16 protein-coding genes and 1 tRNA gene are annotated in these 17,225 nt (G+C 52.6%); 11 read left to right on the top strand and 6 right to left on the bottom strand.

Annotated elements, in window-relative coordinates; all coding sequences use genetic code 11:
* Positions 1-45: 45 nt before the first annotated feature.
* Positions 46-1,155 carry a hypothetical protein gene (locus AC5JO6_RS29395; protein WP_496084596.1) on the bottom strand — a complete coding sequence of 370 codons (1,110 nt, stop codon included), beginning with the start codon at positions 1,153-1,155 and terminating at the stop codon, positions 46-48.
* 268 nt (positions 1,156-1,423) lie between these two features.
* Here AC5JO6_RS29395 and purC point away from each other — a divergent pair, with 268 nt between their 5' ends.
* From purC to AC5JO6_RS29345, 10 genes are all read left to right on the top strand, one after another.
* Positions 1,424-2,155 (top strand): phosphoribosylaminoimidazolesuccinocarboxamide synthase, encoded by a 732-nt coding sequence (gene purC, locus AC5JO6_RS29390; protein WP_496084595.1) that lies wholly within the window; start codon positions 1,424-1,426, stop codon positions 2,153-2,155.
* A 237-nt stretch (positions 2,156-2,392) separates the two neighbouring features.
* Positions 2,393-4,774 (top strand): BamA/TamA family outer membrane protein, encoded by a 2,382-nt coding sequence (locus AC5JO6_RS29385; protein ID WP_496084652.1) that lies wholly within the window; start codon positions 2,393-2,395, stop codon positions 4,772-4,774.
* 104 nt (positions 4,775-4,878) lie between these two features.
* Positions 4,879-5,721: a UDP-3-O-acyl-N-acetylglucosamine deacetylase gene (lpxC, locus tag AC5JO6_RS29380; RefSeq protein ID WP_496084651.1), complete on the top strand. Its 843-nt coding sequence runs from the start codon at positions 4,879-4,881 to the stop codon at positions 5,719-5,721.
* 110 nt (positions 5,722-5,831) lie between these two features.
* Positions 5,832-6,377: a 3-hydroxyacyl-ACP dehydratase FabZ gene (fabZ, locus tag AC5JO6_RS29375; protein WP_496084594.1), complete on the top strand. Its 546-nt coding sequence runs from the start codon at positions 5,832-5,834 to the stop codon at positions 6,375-6,377.
* Positions 6,378-6,541: 164 nt separating this feature from the next.
* Entirely contained in the window at positions 6,542-7,375 is an 834-nt protein-coding gene (gene lpxA, locus AC5JO6_RS29370; protein ID WP_496084593.1) for an acyl-ACP--UDP-N-acetylglucosamine O-acyltransferase, read from the top strand.
* A gap of 220 nt (positions 7,376-7,595) precedes the next feature.
* Positions 7,596-8,837, top strand: a complete 1,242-nt coding sequence (lpxB, locus tag AC5JO6_RS29365) for a lipid-A-disaccharide synthase (RefSeq protein ID WP_496084650.1) — start codon at positions 7,596-7,598, stop codon at positions 8,835-8,837.
* Between the two features lie 102 nt (positions 8,838-8,939).
* Positions 8,940-9,431, top strand: coding sequence for a hypothetical protein (locus AC5JO6_RS29360; protein ID WP_496084592.1), 492 nt, complete (start codon positions 8,940-8,942; stop codon positions 9,429-9,431).
* 51 nt (positions 9,432-9,482) lie between these two features.
* Positions 9,483-10,364 (top strand): TIGR02587 family membrane protein, encoded by an 882-nt coding sequence (locus AC5JO6_RS29355; RefSeq protein ID WP_496084591.1) that lies wholly within the window; start codon positions 9,483-9,485, stop codon positions 10,362-10,364.
* Positions 10,361-10,801: a TIGR02588 family protein gene (locus tag AC5JO6_RS29350; protein ID WP_496084590.1), complete on the top strand. Its 441-nt coding sequence runs from the start codon at positions 10,361-10,363 to the stop codon at positions 10,799-10,801. Before AC5JO6_RS29355 ends, AC5JO6_RS29350 begins: the two co-directional genes overlap by 4 nt.
* Positions 10,802-10,924: 123 nt before the next feature.
* Positions 10,925-10,996: transfer RNA gene (locus tag AC5JO6_RS29345), tRNA-Gln, on the top strand.
* Between the two features lie 141 nt (positions 10,997-11,137).
* Here AC5JO6_RS29345 and AC5JO6_RS29340 read toward each other — a convergent pair.
* Both AC5JO6_RS29340 and AC5JO6_RS29335 read right to left on the bottom strand, forming a co-directional pair.
* On the bottom strand, positions 11,138-11,911 hold the full coding sequence (locus AC5JO6_RS29340; RefSeq protein WP_496084589.1) for an ABC transporter permease: 774 nt from the start codon (positions 11,909-11,911) through the stop codon (positions 11,138-11,140).
* Positions 11,912-11,929: 18 nt separating this feature from the next.
* Positions 11,930-12,124 carry a hypothetical protein gene (locus AC5JO6_RS29335; protein ID WP_496084588.1) on the bottom strand — a complete coding sequence of 65 codons (195 nt, stop codon included), beginning with the start codon at positions 12,122-12,124 and terminating at the stop codon, positions 11,930-11,932.
* Positions 12,125-12,180: 56 nt separating this feature from the next.
* Here AC5JO6_RS29335 and AC5JO6_RS29330 point away from each other — a divergent pair, with 56 nt between their 5' ends.
* Positions 12,181-13,533, top strand: coding sequence for a caspase family protein (locus AC5JO6_RS29330; protein ID WP_496084587.1), 1,353 nt, complete (start codon positions 12,181-12,183; stop codon positions 13,531-13,533).
* A gap of 26 nt (positions 13,534-13,559) precedes the next feature.
* Here the strand turns inward: AC5JO6_RS29330 and menB are convergent, their stop codons facing one another.
* From menB to AC5JO6_RS29315, 3 genes are all read right to left on the bottom strand, one after another.
* Positions 13,560-14,393: a 1,4-dihydroxy-2-naphthoyl-CoA synthase gene (gene menB, locus AC5JO6_RS29325; RefSeq protein ID WP_496084586.1), complete on the bottom strand. Its 834-nt coding sequence runs from the start codon at positions 14,391-14,393 to the stop codon at positions 13,560-13,562.
* A gap of 113 nt (positions 14,394-14,506) precedes the next feature.
* Entirely contained in the window at positions 14,507-16,330 is a 1,824-nt protein-coding gene (gene menD, locus AC5JO6_RS29320; protein WP_496084585.1) for a 2-succinyl-5-enolpyruvyl-6-hydroxy-3-cyclohexene-1-carboxylic-acid synthase, read from the bottom strand.
* Positions 16,331-16,364: 34 nt separating this feature from the next.
* Positions 16,365-17,159, bottom strand: coding sequence for a Uma2 family endonuclease (locus tag AC5JO6_RS29315; protein ID WP_496084584.1), 795 nt, complete (start codon positions 17,157-17,159; stop codon positions 16,365-16,367).
* Positions 17,160-17,225 lie beyond the last annotated feature (66 nt).

Below are 17,225 nucleotides of genomic sequence, written 5' to 3'. Positions count from 1 at the left end.
GTCTCACTCCTTACCGCACGTCACAGCGGAAGCAAGCGATATGCCTCACCGTGCGTTGAGGCTGAGCAGCTTTTGTTGTGCCTGTTGAAGTTGCTGACTATTTTTTTGCCAGATTGCCCACGCACTGTAGCGCAGTGAGACCTTTGTGCCGCCTGAGTAGGTTTTTAAGCCATACTTCTGCTCCAGCATAGCAGCGTCTGTGAGGGAAACGGGCACTAGCTGGTCAAACACGTCATCGTAGAGCCACTGTGTATTAGCAGCCTTAAACTCTCGATACGCTTTCCAGAGTTTGATGACCACTTGATGATCCTCGATCGCAGCCAGAAGCACTGGATAAGTGGGATGATTTCTGGCATCTGGCTGGGTCGCCAATTGCCTGAAAGACTGCTGCAAACCCTGTACAAGGCGAGTGTAGTCTTCGTAGGCAACGCCAATTTGTTGTGGTGGCAGATTGGCTTGATAGAGATTGTCTGGTACGCTCCTCAGTCTGGCAGCAGTTTCGGAAAACTGTTTTAACGTCAGGAGTGCCTGATTTTCAGTTTGCAGGCGCTGGTTAATCGCGCTGTAATTGCTGCGGTAGTTTATCAGTTTTGCCTGACTTTGCGACGCGATCGCGGTTGTCGGTGGAATTGCCTCTAGCGAGGCGATCGCAGCCTGCCATTTGCTGCTGGCGCGCTGCCAAATTTTGAGCGAGTGGGGTGGTTTTTGCACCGTGACGGCAGCTTGCCATGCTAACGTTTGAGCCGCTTTAAACTGTTCAACAGCAGTGGTTTCAGTTGTCAGGCGATCGTTAATAGCTGCGTAGTTAAGCTGGTAAACCGCCATTTTTTCCTTTGCCTGGGCAGATACTGATGTCCCTTGAGGAATCGCGTCTAACCGACTCATTGCTTGTCTCCACTTGACCCGTGCGGTTTGCCAGGTTTCGACTGGGTGGGGTGGACGTTGTACCATTACGGCTGCCTCCCAGGCAAGTCTGCGGGCAGCGACAAAGTTACCGAGCGCTGAAGCGTCCTGTGATGATGCTGTCGCTAGCTGAGTCGAATCGTTTGTTAACGCCTGACTTGAATTATCAGCAAAGCCGCGATCGCCAGCGTTGCAACTGGTCAGTAGCAAAATGCCTGTTGAGAAGGCGATGGTTAAACGCAAATAGTGCATTGTTCTTCGATCGTGGGTAACGGGAGACTCGGTCGATCGCCAGACTGACACTGTCGCCGCACTCTCTCAGTCCTATCTTGCCTCAACCAAACTAAGAATGAGAGGATGGCAGCGTAGAGGGCTACAATGATCAGATCAATACAGTAAGCAACCATAGCCGTGAGCAATGGATCGAGTCGAGCAAGGAATCGAACATAGCGACGGCTCTTACCATACAACAGCCTGCTTTGATGTCGAGAAACATCTTAGTCCACAAACCCATCTCTTCATGACTGTTCGTCCTAAGCTCTACGAAGGCAAAGCTAAAATTCTCTATGCCACTGCTGATCCAGAGGTACTGCTGACCTACTTCAAAGACGATGCCACTGCGTTCAATGCTCAGAAGCGCGGCAGTGTTGAGGGGAAAGGTGCGTACAATTGCGCGATTGCCAGCCACTTGTTCAAGCAACTTGAGTCTAGCGGCATTGCAACTCACTTTATCGACCAGACGAGTGCTAATGAGATGCTGGTACGAGCTGTACAAATTTTGCCGATCGAAGTGGTCGTCAGGAACATTGCAGCCGGTAGTCTCTGTCAACAGACCGGAATCAGTTTAGGAACAGTGCTGCAGCAACCATTAGTGGAGTTCTATTACAAAAACGATGCACTTGGTGATCCATTGCTAACGGTCGATCGCCTTTTGTTAATGGCACTAGCAACGCCAGAACAAGTTAACCAGCTACGAGTCATGGCACTTAAAGTCAATGATGTTTTGAACGTCTTTTTTGGTCAATGCGGCATTACTCTAGTAGATTTCAAGCTAGAGTTTGGGCTGGATCAGCAGCAGCAGATCATGTTGGCAGATGAAATTAGCCCTGATACCTGTCGCCTTTGGAATCAAACCGATGATGACCCAAAGCGGCGCGTGATGGACAAAGATCGCTTCCGACACGATTTGGGTGATGTAGCGTTAGCGTACCAGCAAGTAATGGAGCGAGTCTTGAAGCACACATTATTTTGAAGCCCACATTACAACGATGTGATACTTGCAGCAGCACCTTTTCTCTGGGCTTCTCGCTTCAATGATGGAGAACTGATTACGGCAAGCTCAATCTTGGTACCAATCAATGCGGTAAAATTTCACAGTTTGTCAATTCTTTTAATCTCGCCCAAGTTTAATCTCCTAAGTTATTGCTGTTTCGTGGGTCCTGCTTTAGACAGGGCGTGGTGTGTGGACGTGTCAACTAATCTGAACAATATGCGGTTTTCTCCAGTTTTGGTGGCGCTTCTTGCCGCTACGGCAACGCTGGGTTTGTCTGATACAGCCAAGGGGCAGACCGCTAACCCAGCTCTCGTGCAGGCATCTCGTCAAGCTTCCACAGCAGGTAGTGCTGCGAAGGGCATCGGTGTTTTAGCGGCAACAAAGCCGATCGCCGCGAAGCAGTCAGACCTGCTACGTGGGCTTGCGGCACCACCGACAAAAATACAGGCGACAGGGAGCAGGCGATCGCGGGTATCGCCTGCGATCGCCCAAGCAGGACCTGGACAAGAAACTCCTAATCAAATTCAGCTCACTCCAGGAGCACCGCTGCCGTCAGCACCAGCAACAACCCCGCCGACGCCGGAAGTAGCGCCAACTCCAGAAGTAACGCCGACTCCAGAAGCAACGCCAACTCCAGAAGCAACGCCAGCCCCAACACCTTCTACACCAGAGACGACACCAACACCCCCTACCAGCACCCCAGAAACGACACAGCCCTCCGCGCAAGAACCGCCCGTTCTGGTGAGTGAAGTCGTTGTGCAAGGCGTGGAGGGAGACATTCAGCAACAGGTTTACCAAGTGATTCGCACCCAGCCGGGTCGCACCACAACGCGCACACAGTTGCAGGAAGATATCAACGCAATTTTTGCAACAGGTTACTTTTCTAATGTGCGAGCAGTACCCACTGATACACCTTTAGGCGTACGGGTCACGTTTGAGGTGCAGCTTAACCCCGTTTTACAGAAGGTGCAGCTAGATGGCACAACCCTGTTGCCCGAAGCCGTCCTTACGGATGCGTTTAGCGATCAATACGGCAAAGTGTTAAACCTGGTGCAGCTACAAGAGGGCATCAAAAAAGTCAATAAGTGGTATCAAGACAACGGTTATGTATTGGCTCAAGTGGTCGATGCACCGCAGGTTTCGCCCGACGGGATCGTGACCCTTCAAGTTGCCGAAGGCGTTGTTGAGAAGATCCAGGTTCGCTACGTTGACAAGGATGGCAACGAATGCGCACGAAACGACCAGGGTCAGTTCTTTCTCCGCGATCCTCAAGGGAATCCGGTTTTGAATAAAGAGGGCAAGCCTTCTGGATGTCGAGTTCGCACTCGTGACTTTATCGTCACACGTGAGTTTGAGCTTAAGCCAGGGCAGGTGTTTAACCGTACCAAAGTTGAACGTGACTTGCAGCGGACTTTTGGTTTAGGGATTTTTGACGATGTGAAGCTCTCGCTCTCGCCTGGTCAAGACCCGCGCAAGGTGGTTGTGGTCGCTAATGTGGTCGAGAAGAACGCAGGCTCGATCGCAGCGGGTGCCGGGATTAGCTCTGCCAGCGGTCTTTTTGGTACGGTGAGCTACCAGCAGCAAAACCTGGGGGGCAATAATCAAAAGTTGGGCGCAGAAGTACAACTTGGTTTGCGAGAAACACTGTTTGACCTGAACTTTACCGACCCGTGGATTGGAGGCGACCCGTTCCGTACCTCTTACACCGTGAATCTGTTTCGACGGCAAACAATCTCACTCATCTTTGATGGTGGTGATAGGGATGTTGACCTGCCCAATGGCGATACGCCTAGAGTGGTAAGAACAGGTGCTGGCATTAGTTTTGCCCGTCCTCTAAACGGCAACCCTTACGTTCGACCGGAATGGTCTGGTTCGCTGGGCTTGCAGTATCAACGCGTTCGGATTAATGATGGTGACGGCGAACTTAGCCCTAGAGACGAACTGGGTAACAATCTCAGCTTCAGCGGTACAGGCAAAGATGACCTGTTTACAGTGCAGTTTGGAGTCGTGCGCGATCGCCGTAACGATCTACTGCGTCCAACAGCAGGGTCGCTTCTGCGACTGGGTAGCGAACAGTCGATACCGATCGGCACTGGAAGCATTTTCTTCAACCGTCTGCGTGGCAGCTATAGTTTCTATGTGCCAACACGCCTCCTACGATTGACTCAAGCGTGCCGAGATCCTAAAGCCAAGCCATCAGACTGCCCCCAAGCCTTTGCCTTTAACATTCAAGGTGGCACAGTGCTAGGCGATCTACCGCCTTACGAAGCCTTTGCGCTAGGCGGTAGTAATTCCATCCGGGGTTATGATGAAGGCGACTTGGGTAGCGCCAAGAGCTTCATTCAGGCAACAGTGGAATACCGCTTTCCGGTTTTCTCAGTGATTTCTGGTGCGCTCTTTGTTGACGCTGCCACCGACTTTGGTACAGGCGAAGATGTTCCAGGTAACCCAGGGGGTGTAAGGGGAAAACCTGGTCAGGGCTTTGGTTACGGTTTGGGTCTACGGATTCAGTCGCCGCTTGGTCCCATTCGGATTGACTTTGGTCTGAATGACAGCGGTGACACTCAGTTCCACTTCGGTATCGGAGAGCGCTTCTGATGGAGCTAGAAGTCGACGGTCAGAAGCTAGAAGGCAACACGCTTGGTGCTACGGGCGTTGCAAGGACGCGTCAAGCTGAAACAACCCAGTTAGCAGGGAAAAGGTTGCCGCAACATACTCTAAACACTGAGTTTGTGCGATCGGGTGTGGGGCTGCACACAGGGCTGGCTGTGCAGGTACGGGTTTTGCCTGCCGCCGCTGGGCGAGGGCGCTACTTCACACGTGTAGATCAACCAGGCTCACCAGAGGTGGCAGCACAGGTGGCAGCCGTGCGCCAGACGACGCTCTCGACCGAGTTGGTACAAGGGGAGGCTGGGGTACGGACGGTAGAGCACCTGCTTGCGGCTCTAGCAGGGATGGGCGTGACGAATGCCCGAATCGAAATCGATGGTCCAGAGGTGCCATTACTCGACGGTTCTGCAAAAGACTGGGTTGATGCGATCGCGCAGGCTGGTATCGTTGCCCAAGCCGAGCCTTATACCACCTCTACCCTCAAAGAGCCGCTCTGGGTACGAGACGGTGATGCTTTTGTGGCAGCACTGCCGTCGAGTGAACGCCGCTTTACCTACGGCATTGATTTTGCCTTGCCCGCGATCGGCAAGCAGTGGCACAGTTGGTCGCCAGATGAGGCAGGCGATGGCACAACCACGTTTGCCACTGCGATCGCACCTGCCCGTACCTTTGGGCTAGAGCACCAGATTGAAGCCCTCCGCGATCGTGGGCTGATTAAAGGCGGCAACCTGACCAACGCTCTTGTCTGCGGTTCAGATGGCTGGCTCAATCCACCGTTGCGCTTTCTAAATGAACCAGTGCGTCATAAACTCTTAGACTTAATAGGAGATTTGAGCCTGCTAGGAAATTTTCCCATCGCTCATTTTCTGGCGTACAAGGCTAGTCATCATCTGCACGTTCAACTGGCGCGAACGATCGCGGCTCTCTCCTGCTAGCTATTGGTTGTACAGCCCTCCGGGTATACCAGAAACGTTGTTAGCCCGCCCTCTCGCAACACTAGCAACCTCTGCAAACCCTACCGCACCTCTATCGAAGCTCAAAACTCATGTCGATCTTTACTGATGTCAATACTTCCAGCGCGTCTTCCAGCCATGTAGCACCTCAGTCTCAAGCTGAAGCCGATCGTACTGCCCCCGATCACTCTCATCCAGAAGCAGAGGTGAGAATCTCGATCGAAGAAATTCAGAAGCTCCTACCACATCGTTATCCCTTTTCGCTCGTCGATCGCATTATTAGGTATGTGCCAGGAAAACTGGCTGTTGGCATCAAAAACGTCACCTTCAACGAGCCGCACTTTCAAGGACACTTTCCGGGCAGACCGATTATGCCTGGTGTTCTGATTGTAGAAGCAATGGCACAGGTGGGCGGCGTGGTGCTAACGCAGATGGCAGACGTTCAGGAAGGACTCTTTATGTTTGCTGGTATTGATAAAGTGCGGTTTCGCCGTCCTGTCGTACCCGGAGACCAGCTCATCATGACAGTGGAACTTTTGTCTGTGAAGCGCCGTCGGTTCGGAACAATGCAGGGACGCGCTGAAGTGGACGGGCGGCTGGTTGCTGAGGGTGAACTGACGTTTGCGCTTGTTGATTAAGCGTCTTGTGAGTTTTGCGGCAGGATGCCTCTACAATCTGTCTAGTTCTACAACTGGTCTAAAATTTCTCTAGTGCGCTTAAATGGCTGAGAGTTTGCTGAGTTATCAGTTTCACCTCATAACGTACAAACGCTCCTACCTCATCATCGATCGCTGATAACTTTATGGCAACCTTAATTCATCCAACGGCTGTGATTTATCCAGGTGCTAACTTGCACCCAACAGTGCAGGTGGGTGCCTATGCTGTCATTGGAGCACGGGTCAAGGTTGGTCCAGAGACCACGATCGGTCCCCATGTTGTCCTGGATGGCTGGACAGAAATTGGTGCCAGAACGCGCATTTTCCCAAGCGCTACCATTGGCTCAGAGCCACAAGACCTAAAGTACGATGGCTCGGAAGGCTTGGTCAAAATTGGGGATGATAACTACATCCGCGAGTACGTCACCATCAACCGACCCACCTTTGCTAATGAGGCAACCTTAATCGGTAATGGCAATTTATTGATGGCATACGTCCATGTCGGACACAACTGTGTGATTGCCGATCAGGTGGTGATCTCAAATGCGGTGGCGCTCTCAGGCTACGTGCACATTGAGTCAAAGGCACGCTTGAGCGGTGTGTTTGGTGTGCATCAATTTGTTCACATCGGGCGACATGCTATGGTCGGTGGGATGAGTCGCATCAGTCGTGATGTACCGCCCTACACGCTCGTGGAAGGCAATCCAGCCAAAGTACGATCGCTTAATCTGGTTGGTCTCAAGCGGGCAGGCTTTCTGGATGCAACAGGCGGGCAAACATTTTTAGCGCTAAAGCAAGCGTTCCGCATTCTCTACCGCTCTGGGCTAACCCTCAACGAAGCCCTGGAAAAGCTAGAAATGCTGCCTTATGACGAACACGTACATCACCTCCACCGGTTTCTACAGCTCTCTCAGCAAGCAGGGCGACGTGGACCCATTCCTGGTAGACGCGTGGGAGCGTTGGGTGATGATGATGACTGAGCAGACAAGTGGAGTAGAGGAGCAGGGGAGAGGGGGAGATGAGGGGATGGGGAGTTGGGGAGTAAGGGAGCAGGGGAGCAAGGGAGCAGGGGAGGCAGAGGGACAGGGGCTAACACGATCGAAATCGGACGACGAAACAACTCAAAATGTCGATCGCCATCAACCCTCACCCCATCCCCCCATCTCCTCATCTTCCCTTCCCCCCATCCCTGCCCAAAGCATTCGCCTCTTCATCAGCACCGGTGAAGTCTCTGGTGATCTTCAAGGTTCGCTGCTCATTCAGGCATTGAACCGTCAAGCCGTGCATAGAGGTCTCACGCTAGAAGTATTGGCAATGGGCGGCGATCGCATGGCAGCAGTGGGAGCAACGCTGTTGGCTCATACCAGCGCGATCGGGTCGATGGGCATTCTGGAATCACTGCCGTTTGTCTTGCCGACGCTAAAGGTGCAGCGCCAGGCAAAGCAATACTTGCAACAACACCCGCCAGATTTGATTGTCTTGATCGACTATATGGGACCTAATCTGGCATTCTGCGAATACTTGCCAGGGCGCTTTCCAGACGTACCGATCGTGTACTACATTGCGCCCCAAGAATGGGTTTGGGGCGATCGATGGGAGTGGGGTGTCAAGCTTTTCCGGTCTGATCTGGTCATCAAAGCCACGAAACGCATTCTGGCAATTTTCCCCGGAGAAGCCAGCTATTTCCGTCGCAAGGGGGGACAGGTTACCTGGGTGGGGCATCCGCTGCTCGATCGCATGCAAGGTGCTCTTGACCGAAACAGCGCTCGTTTGGCGCTGGGCATACCGACTGACCAGGTGGCGATCGTGCTGTTACCAGCCTCTCGACAGCAGGAGTTGAAGTACCTCATGCCAGTGATGTTTGAAGCCGCACAGCAAATTCAAGCAAAGCTTCCTGATGTGCATTTTTGGATTCCGCTGGCGTTGACCAAGTATCGTGCGCTCATCGAACAGGCTATTCAGCGCTATGGCTTGCAGGCAACGATTCTGGCAGAACCGCAGGCAGTAGCCAGTGACTCTGCGGCAACATCACTCACACTCCAGGCGATCGCGGCTGCCGATTTAGCCATTACCAAGTCAGGCACCGTCAATCTAGAAATTGCTCTGCTGCATGTACCGCAAGTGGTGATGTACAAGGTTAACCCAGTCACCGCCTGGATTATGGATCGTCTGCTCAAATTTTCGGTACCGTTTGTCTCGCCAGCTAATCTGGTAGCCATGCAGCCGATCGTGCCCGAATTTTTACAAGACCAGGCAACCCCTGAAAACCTGGTCGGAGCTGCCCTTGCCCTATTGCTTGATCCTGATCGCCGTCAAACGATGCTGGCAGGCTACCAGGACATGCGCCGTATGCTTGGTGAGGTTGGTGTGTGCGATCGAGCGGCTCAAGAAATTCTTAACCTAGTTGTGGCGAGTGATGCCACGATCAAGGACAAGACATAGCACTTGGGGCATCAGGAGTAGTGGAGCGATTAGCAATGAGTGCAAGATTGATGGTAGAGCGCTTAACCAGTCAGTGCGCCTGGAATGCACCGAAGGTAGAGTTTGCCTCATCTGAGATATCCCGCAGAGGCTGGGAATAATGAAGGAAAGCTTGGCAACGTTAGACGCATGTGGCGACGGCTCAGGAACATTTTTGATAGCTTGAGGGCTTACGCTGATCTCAGTCCTGATTTGCGGACTCGCCACCGTGTAAACCAGTTTTTGCGCGATCGCCCCGCTCTGAGTAACGACGAGTGGTTTGAGCAACTCTGGCAACCACAGGGGATTACACAGCCGATCGCCACCTTTGTTTACACCCATATGCAAACGTATTCTGGACTAGAGTTTGCCAGAGTACGCCCGGATGATCGTCTGGATGACGATCTCTACCTGCCGCTGGTTTGTTGGTTTGACTGGCACACGTCTTTTAATGAAGACTTTTTAGCCGCTTTCGGTATTGATTTGAGCGATCGCTTTGACCCTCAAGATTTCACTACAGTCAAAGAATTAGTCATGTTTCTCAACCATCAACTGCTGTCGGTCAATCACTCTTAAGCTAGTAATGGACGGCTCAAGCAGCCATCAGGTTGAGGCGAGGGGCTAATCATGGTTCTACTGAAAAAACGCCATCAGTCAGCGTGGGCAACTGAGCTGAACGATCTGGTACGGGGAGCGTGCGGCGGCTTTTTATTTGGCATTCCGCTGCTTTACACGATGGAGGTTTGGTGGATTGGCTCAATGGCTCAACCGCCTAGAATCATGATGGCGATCGCAGGCACGTTCATTGCCGTTTTTTGGCTCAACCGCACTGAGGGCTTTCGCAAAACAAGACGGTCGCGCCCTTACGAAGCGTTTACCGACACCATAGAGGCAATGGCGATCGGTGTAGCCTGCTCTGCCCTGGTACTGACTCTTTTGCGAGAGCTGACGTTTGATGTGCCTCTGCGCGAGTCGCTGGGCAAGGTAATCTTTGAGTCCGTACCGTTTGCCCTGGGAGTCGCCTTGGCAAGTCAGTTTTTGGGCGATACCCGCGATGTCGCGTCACAGCCATCAGACGAGTCGCAACCCCAAACGGATGCATCCGATGCACTCAACGCGACCCTGGCTGATATCGGTGCCACGCTTATCGGCGCGATCGTCATTGGGTTTAACATTTCACCCACCGACGAGATCTCTATGTTAGCTGCGGCTGTTTCAGCACCGTGGCTATTAGGAATCATCGCTGCTTCCCTGCTTATTTCCTATGGCATTGTGTTTGAAGCGGGCTTTTCTGATCAACGCAAACGTCGGCAGCAGCAAGGCATTTTTCAACGTCCTTTAAGTGAAACCGTGATGTCTTATCTAGTGTCGCTGGCAGCAGCAATGATGATGCTATGGTTCTTCCAGCGTCTTACGTTGAGCGACCCCTGGACAATGTGGCTAGAGCAAACCCTGCTGTTAGGTTTGCCAGCTACCATTGGCGGTGCTGCTGGCAGGTTGGCAGTATGAACCAGCCCACCGAAGCCTCTGATACGGATAAACCACAAGTAAATCAGTCGGAACAGCCGCCACGATCGCGCGCCGAATGGCTAACGTTTGGTATGGCATCGTTTGTCCTCGCGATCGTCGTGGGGCTAGTTGGCTATACCTGGCTAGACAAGCAGCAACAACAGCCACCGCTTCTCTCTGTACTCAATACCGAAACGACCCGTGCTGCCGAAGGACAGTTCTATGTGCCTTTTACAGTCATCAATCGCGGCGGCGAAACGGCAGAATCGGTGCAGATACTGGCAGAGCTACGAGTCGGCGACGCGATCGTGGAGACAGGCGATCTAGAGATCGACTTTTTGTCTGGCGGGAAAAAAGAGGAAGGGGCGTTTATCTTCAGCCGCGACCCCAGACAAGGAAAACTAACGCTACGAGTCGCCAGCTATAAACTGCCCTAAAGCAGAACGGACAAGCAGGAAGCATTGCGTTAAAAGCTCCACCAGTTCATCACTTCGCCTTTTGCTTCCCGATTCTTGACATGCCTGGGACTTAAACTGCTAATATAGATTCTGGTAATGCGTTGGGGCGTCGCCAAGTGGTAAGGCAGCGGGTTTTGGTCTCGCCATCCCTAGGTTCGAATCCTAGCGCCCCAGTTTTTCACCTCAATAGTTTCAAATCGATACCTTTAAGTGCAGGGGGGCGCATCATCAGGTTCAGCAGATGCTTGATTCAGTCGGGCAAGTGACCGCTGCCTGCTAACTGCTCCACCTACACGCTTACTTTCTCACGGGATCTCAGTAATCACTGAGATTGCCGTGACGCTTAGTTTGGCGTTCTGCCCAGCGAAAGAGAAATAGCCCGATCGCAAAATACACCGCACCATTCACGAGCGCAACCCCCAACTGCGGCAGATCTAACGGCTGCTGTCGTGCCATAAGATTACGCAATAGTCCTGCACCAGGACTCATCGGCAGGATGTTGCCAAGCACTCGCAGACTACCAGTCCATTCTTCGGTTGGCACACTCATCAGAAACAGTAGCGCGAACTGGAAAATGCCCAACACCTGCTGTAACCGCTTGACGATCAGCGCTAAAGAGCCGATCGCAAACGCCAGCCCGTACGCTCCCAGCAGTACCGCCAGCAAGGGCAGCAAGAGGCTGAGTGGAAACGCTAACCATCGTCCCGTCAACGCCATAATAATGACCAAGATTGCTGCGATCAAGCCTGATTGCAGCAGCAAGTCAGCCACGGCTCGCGTCAGAAAGACTTGGGACGCGCTGAACGGCGAAATAAAGAGTTGCTCCAGGGTGCCTGTCTGAGCCTCTCGCTGTAGTGTGCCAGAAATATTCGCCATAATGAACAGCACCAGCGTCCAGAGTACATAGCCCACAATAATGGCATCCAGACGATTACCAAATTGCAGCCCTGGACCCGCAATGTAGCTGGCACTCAGGAAAAGACCGTAGAACACCGACGTAGAAATAACGATGCCACCGATCGACTCAAACAGGTAGCGCCGTAGCTGAATGCCTGCCCGTGTTAGTTCCGCCAAGAAGAGTTCAAGCATCGTTACCGTCGATCGTCGTCATGAGTCGTTGCCACAGCAAAGGGGTGAATTGAGGTCAAGTATAATGCAGCGCCCTGCGTGCCAGTCTATGCCCAGTCGCAAAAACGGCAGATGAGCGGTGAGCAAATCGCTTCTAAAGTATCCGGATTGTGGTAGCAAATCTGGAAAATTGATGGCAGATAGATGGGCAATCACCCCTACATCGATTGCCATTGAGGGTGCCTGGTTTGATCTAGCACGTGTGCAGCAATCTACGGATTTGGACTGAGATGGCAAGAAAATGGGCGATCGTGGTTGGTATCAATCAGTACCAGCGCTTGCAACCCCTTCGCTATGCAGAACGAGATGCTCAGGCATTCCGGGATTTTGTGATCGGCGATGCTGGCTTTGATCAGGTGTATTATTTCTCCGATCGTTCTCCCAAAATTGTTTTGGAAGGTGTCTCCATTTCCACTCAGCCGACGGTTGCTAATCTGCGGCGATTCCTTGAACTGCGGTTTGCGGCTCCGTTCTTAAAGCAGGGTGACACGCTGTGGTTTTTCTTCAGCGGTTACGGGTTGCAGTACGCTGATGATGATTATTTACTGCTCAGCGATGCCGATCCGGACGCAGCAGAAACAACGGCAATGACTTTAGAGGCGCTGGCAGGCTACTTGAGTCGTAGCGGTACCGACCAGATCGTCTTGTTTCTAGACGCTTGCCGCACAGAAGAGCAAAAGTTTGGACAGGGGTTTGGTACTGATCCCAACGGTGTTATCAGTCTCTTCTCCACCTCTCTTGGTGAAACAGCGCAGGAGCTTGAAGCCGTCCAACTGGGCGCGTTTGCCTATGTGTTGCTAGAAGGCTTACGGCTAAAGAGTCGTAGCCCGAACGCTACCATAGCGCAACTGTTTGAGTACTTGCACGATCGCCTGCCTCAAGTCAACCTTAGCTACAGTAAGCCAACCCAATTGCCTCGCCTTAGCAACCACGCTGCCATCGCACCAGAAGCGGTGCTGCTACCTCACATCGCCTCCCATGGTGACAAACGATCGGCACGGGTGAAGCCACCCATCACTAGACAGACGCTGGCGATCGCAAGACAGCCCTTTAAAAAAGTCTTGCAGGCAAGTGTCGCTAGCATGAGCGTCTTGGTGCTTGGTTTGATCGGCATCACAGCCTATCGAGAATTAGTACAGCGTTACGCCAATGCACCAGAAATAGAAGCCGCAACAGTCGCCTCGGCTGTACCATCGCCTGCTACATTTAGCCTTAAAAACAACTTTTACCAACGGCTGCCTCGCCCAGGAAAGTATATTGCCACAATCTCGCCCTTCAGCCAGTCTTACCGCGAAATTAGCAGTGGCAATGGACACTTTTGCATCAAGTTGGTGAATGCTCCTGCCAAAGCACCCAATAACCAACAGATTATTGTGAGCACTCTCTCCTTTCGTAGTGATGGTGTTTACATTGATGCCACGCGGGAACGTCTACAAATTGACGGCACGTTTACGGAAGTGACTGATAGCAAAAGCACGTGGCAGTGGTTAAAAAACGAGGTCGATCGCTCAGGTCTGGTCGGCGAGTGTCTAGCATCAACCACTAACTACGTGCGCGAAGTCAAAGGGGTTGCTCAAAAATAGGCAGTCAATCTTGCCAAGGTCACTTTTCATGGTAGCCACGGGTATTGGCTAAAATCCGGTGGACGCTTTTCCAAGAATGCCTGTTTGCCTTCCGCGCCTTCTTCGCTCATGTAATAGAGCAGCGTGGCGTTTCCCGCCAGTTCCTGTAAACCTGCCTGACCATCACAATCTGCGTTGAAGGCAGCTTTGAGGCAACGAATCGCGATCGGGCTTTTCGCTAGAATTTCCTGCGCCCACTGGATGCCCTCCGCCTCTAGCTGCTCCACTGGCACCACACAATTCACTAAGCCCATGTCTAGCGCCTGCGTTGCTGAATATTGACGACAGAGATACCAGATTTCCCGCGCCTTTTTCTGTCCGACAATACGCGATAGATAGCTGGCACCAAAGCCGCCATCAAAACTGCCCACTTTGGGACCCGTTTGCCCAAAAATAGCGTTATCAGCGGCAATAGTAAGGTCACAGAGAATGTGGAGAACGTGCCCACCCCCGATCGCATAGCCCGCCACGAGCGCGATGATCACTTTGGGCATCGATCGCATCAACCGCTGCAAATCCAGCACATTGAGACGGGCAACGCCATCCTCGCCAACATAACCAGCATGACCGCGCACACTCTGATCACCACCCGCGCAAAACGCATATTTCCCATCAGTATGTGGTCCTGCACCCGTGAACAGCACGACTCCAATCCGCGTGTCTTCACGAGCATTCGCAAACGCATCGTAAAGCTCAAAGACCGTTTTGGGACGGAACGCATTGCGCTTGTGGGGACGGTTAATCGTGATTTTGGCGATCCCATCGGCTTTGTGATAAAGAATGTCTTCGTAAGTTTTGACAATTTGCCAGTCGGTTTGCATGAGAGGTGAGGAGTGAGGGGAGGGGGAAGCAGGGGAGGCAGGGGAAGCAGGGGAGAGTTTTGAGTTTGCCGCTGATAGCTGACGGCTGATAGCTGATCGCTAATAGATACTGGCTAAATGCTGATATTAGCGGCAAATGTACCCAAATACTGCTGTCGCCATTGGGCATCGGCTTTGCGATCAGTCTGCAACTCCAGCACTCGAATGCCGCTGATTGGCAAGGGATTTAACCGCTGTTCCAGGTGGTTCCAGCTTGTTATACGCTCATATTCGACATCATAGGTCGCACAAAGTTTGGCAAAGTCGATCGCTTGCGGTGTGGCAAAAAACGTCTCAAAGGACGGATTGTTTTGCGCGATCGGTAGCATTTCAAAAATCCCGCCACCGTTGTTATTGATGAGGACGATCGTCAAATGTCCGACGAAATGCTGTCGTAGCAAAAAACCATTCGTATCATGCAGCAGCGCCAGATCGCCTGTGAGCATGACGCTACTCTGCTGCCGATGCGCGATGCCCAATGCGGTCGAAAGCGTACCGTCAATGCCATTGGCACCCCGATTGAAAAATAGCTGCACGTGAGAATTTCCGGGTGCCCAAAAAGACTCGACATCCCGCACAGGCATACTGCTGTTGATAAATAGAGGTGTTCCCGTTGGCAGCACTTGAGACAGCAACCAGGCAGCTTTGCCCTCAAACAGAGTATCTGTCTCGCGCATCGTTTGGTCAACGGTTTGTCTGACCTGAGCGTCTACTGCACACCATAGATCAAGATAAGGACTTACCATAGAGGCTTGCTGGGGAATTGTTTGGACAAAGGCTGCGATCGACATCCGTATGTGCGTCGTGTTGCCGTGCAGTGGATCGAGGTTCCGCCCTTCTGGATCAATGATCCACTGACGCGGCTGCGTTTGCTCCAGCCAGGTGCGGAGTGACTTGCTGGTAGGCATAGCACCAACGCGAATGACCGTATCAGGTGCCAGTTTTGTTGCCAGCGTCGGATTTCGCAGTATCAGATCATAGGTCGTGTTCAGGTTGGGGTTGAGATCAGCATAGTTTCGCAACGGTGAAAGTCCTTCTGCAAGAACGGGATAGCCAAGGGTTTGAGAGAGATGGGCGATCGCGCGGCAGTAGTCTTCGGGCGCAACGGGCTGAGCCGTACCTGCGATGATGATGCCGTTGGGTGAGTAGGGAGTGAGGAGTGAGGAGTGAGAAGTAGATAAGACAGGGGATACAGGGAGGACAACTGACGACTGACCGCTGCCCGCTGACCGCTGACCGCTGCCCGCTGACCACTGACCACTGCCCGCTGACTCCTGAAGTGGAGTAACAGAGGCGAAAAAGGTTTCGGTGTTGAAGGTGGAAGCGATCGACTGAGTGTAAGGTTGAAGAATGGGAGCAAGGGGTTCGCGGAAGGGAAAATTGAGGTGAACCACTCCGGGAACGGGGTAAAGGGCTTTTTCCCAGGCATGGATGAGGGTCTGCCGGAGATAAGCAAACATGGGTAGCTCCAGTGATGGGATTGCCAGTTCGGTTTGCCAGTTGGGAAAGGTGCCGTAGAGCTTGTGCTGGTCGATCGCCTGTCCCGCGTTGCAATCCCGCAGTTCAGGTGGGCGATCGGCAGTCAGAACAATTAGAGGCACACCGCTTTCTGTCGCTTCAATGACAGCCGGATAGAAGTTTGCACCTGCCGTTCCAGAGGTGCAGACGAGTACAACGGGACGATGACTCTGACGGGCAAGTCCTAACGCGAAAAAGGAAGCCGATCGCTCGTCAAGCACTGGAATGGCTTCAATGTGAGGATGATTGGCAAACGCGATCGCCAGTGGAGCCGATCGTGAACCTGGACACACGATCGCGGTGGCAAGTCCCAGTCGATACAACGTTTCCGCCAAAATCGAAGTCCAGACCAGATTCGTATTCGTAAAATCAAGGGACATAGGAACGCTGAGAATAGGCAAATAGCCTAACGCATCATACGTCCGGTTCGATCCCTTGCGCTCTCAGCAATGCGGCTAACCGTTCAGAACGCTGACGTTCCTGCTCTAGTTGGCTTTCTGCCTGCTCTAGTTGACGCTCTGCCTGTTCGGTGCGGACATCTGCCAGCGCTGCTTTCTCTTGCCCATTCAGCAGTAGATTGCCCCGATCGTCCCACCAGCGCAGCCAAGGCAACTCCAGGTTGATGTAGTGTCCGTGCCAGATGCCCAGTTCTACCCCCATTTGTGGAATGGGAAAATGACCACGATCGTTGGTAGGCAACAAGCGATATTGCCCTTCGACGAGGTGATAAACTTCGACGCTAGCTTTTGTGACCTCGTAAATGCCGTAAAACGCGGGACGAATCACCTGTTCATAGATCCAGAATTTACCTGTCCAGGGTGTTCTGTCTCGCTCTTCCGCACCTGTCCCAGAAACGAACTCCAGCACAATGAGCGGTGCAATAAACTCTTGCCATAGCACATACGATCGCCGAAACGTCCCATCTAACATCGACGGCACATTGGGCACGTAGAACCAATCAGGCGATTCGGCTCCGCGCACCAGCGGCTCTGGCGGCTCTGCGATACGCCAGTAAATCCCCGTGTCCTGCCCAATGAAGTACTGTGCGTTGGGATGCAGCGCGTCAAGGGTTGGCGTAATCGAGTCGGTGAGCAAAAGGCTCTGCGGATGCTCCAGTGAATTTTTCACAAACGTACCGTCCGACTCTGGTAGCTGGGTGTGGTCGGGTAATTTGGTTGCAGAATTGGGCAGTTCAGCGAAAGAAGTCATAAGGACTTGGACGATTGCGTCTCTTTAACTCTAATTCTTAGTGAGCCATGTGCCCACGTCTCAGGT

Source organism: Tildeniella sp. (genome assembly GCF_059505325.1).
The sequence above is the reverse complement of the archived record's forward strand: the minus strand, read 5'-3'. Positions and strand labels throughout refer to the sequence as shown.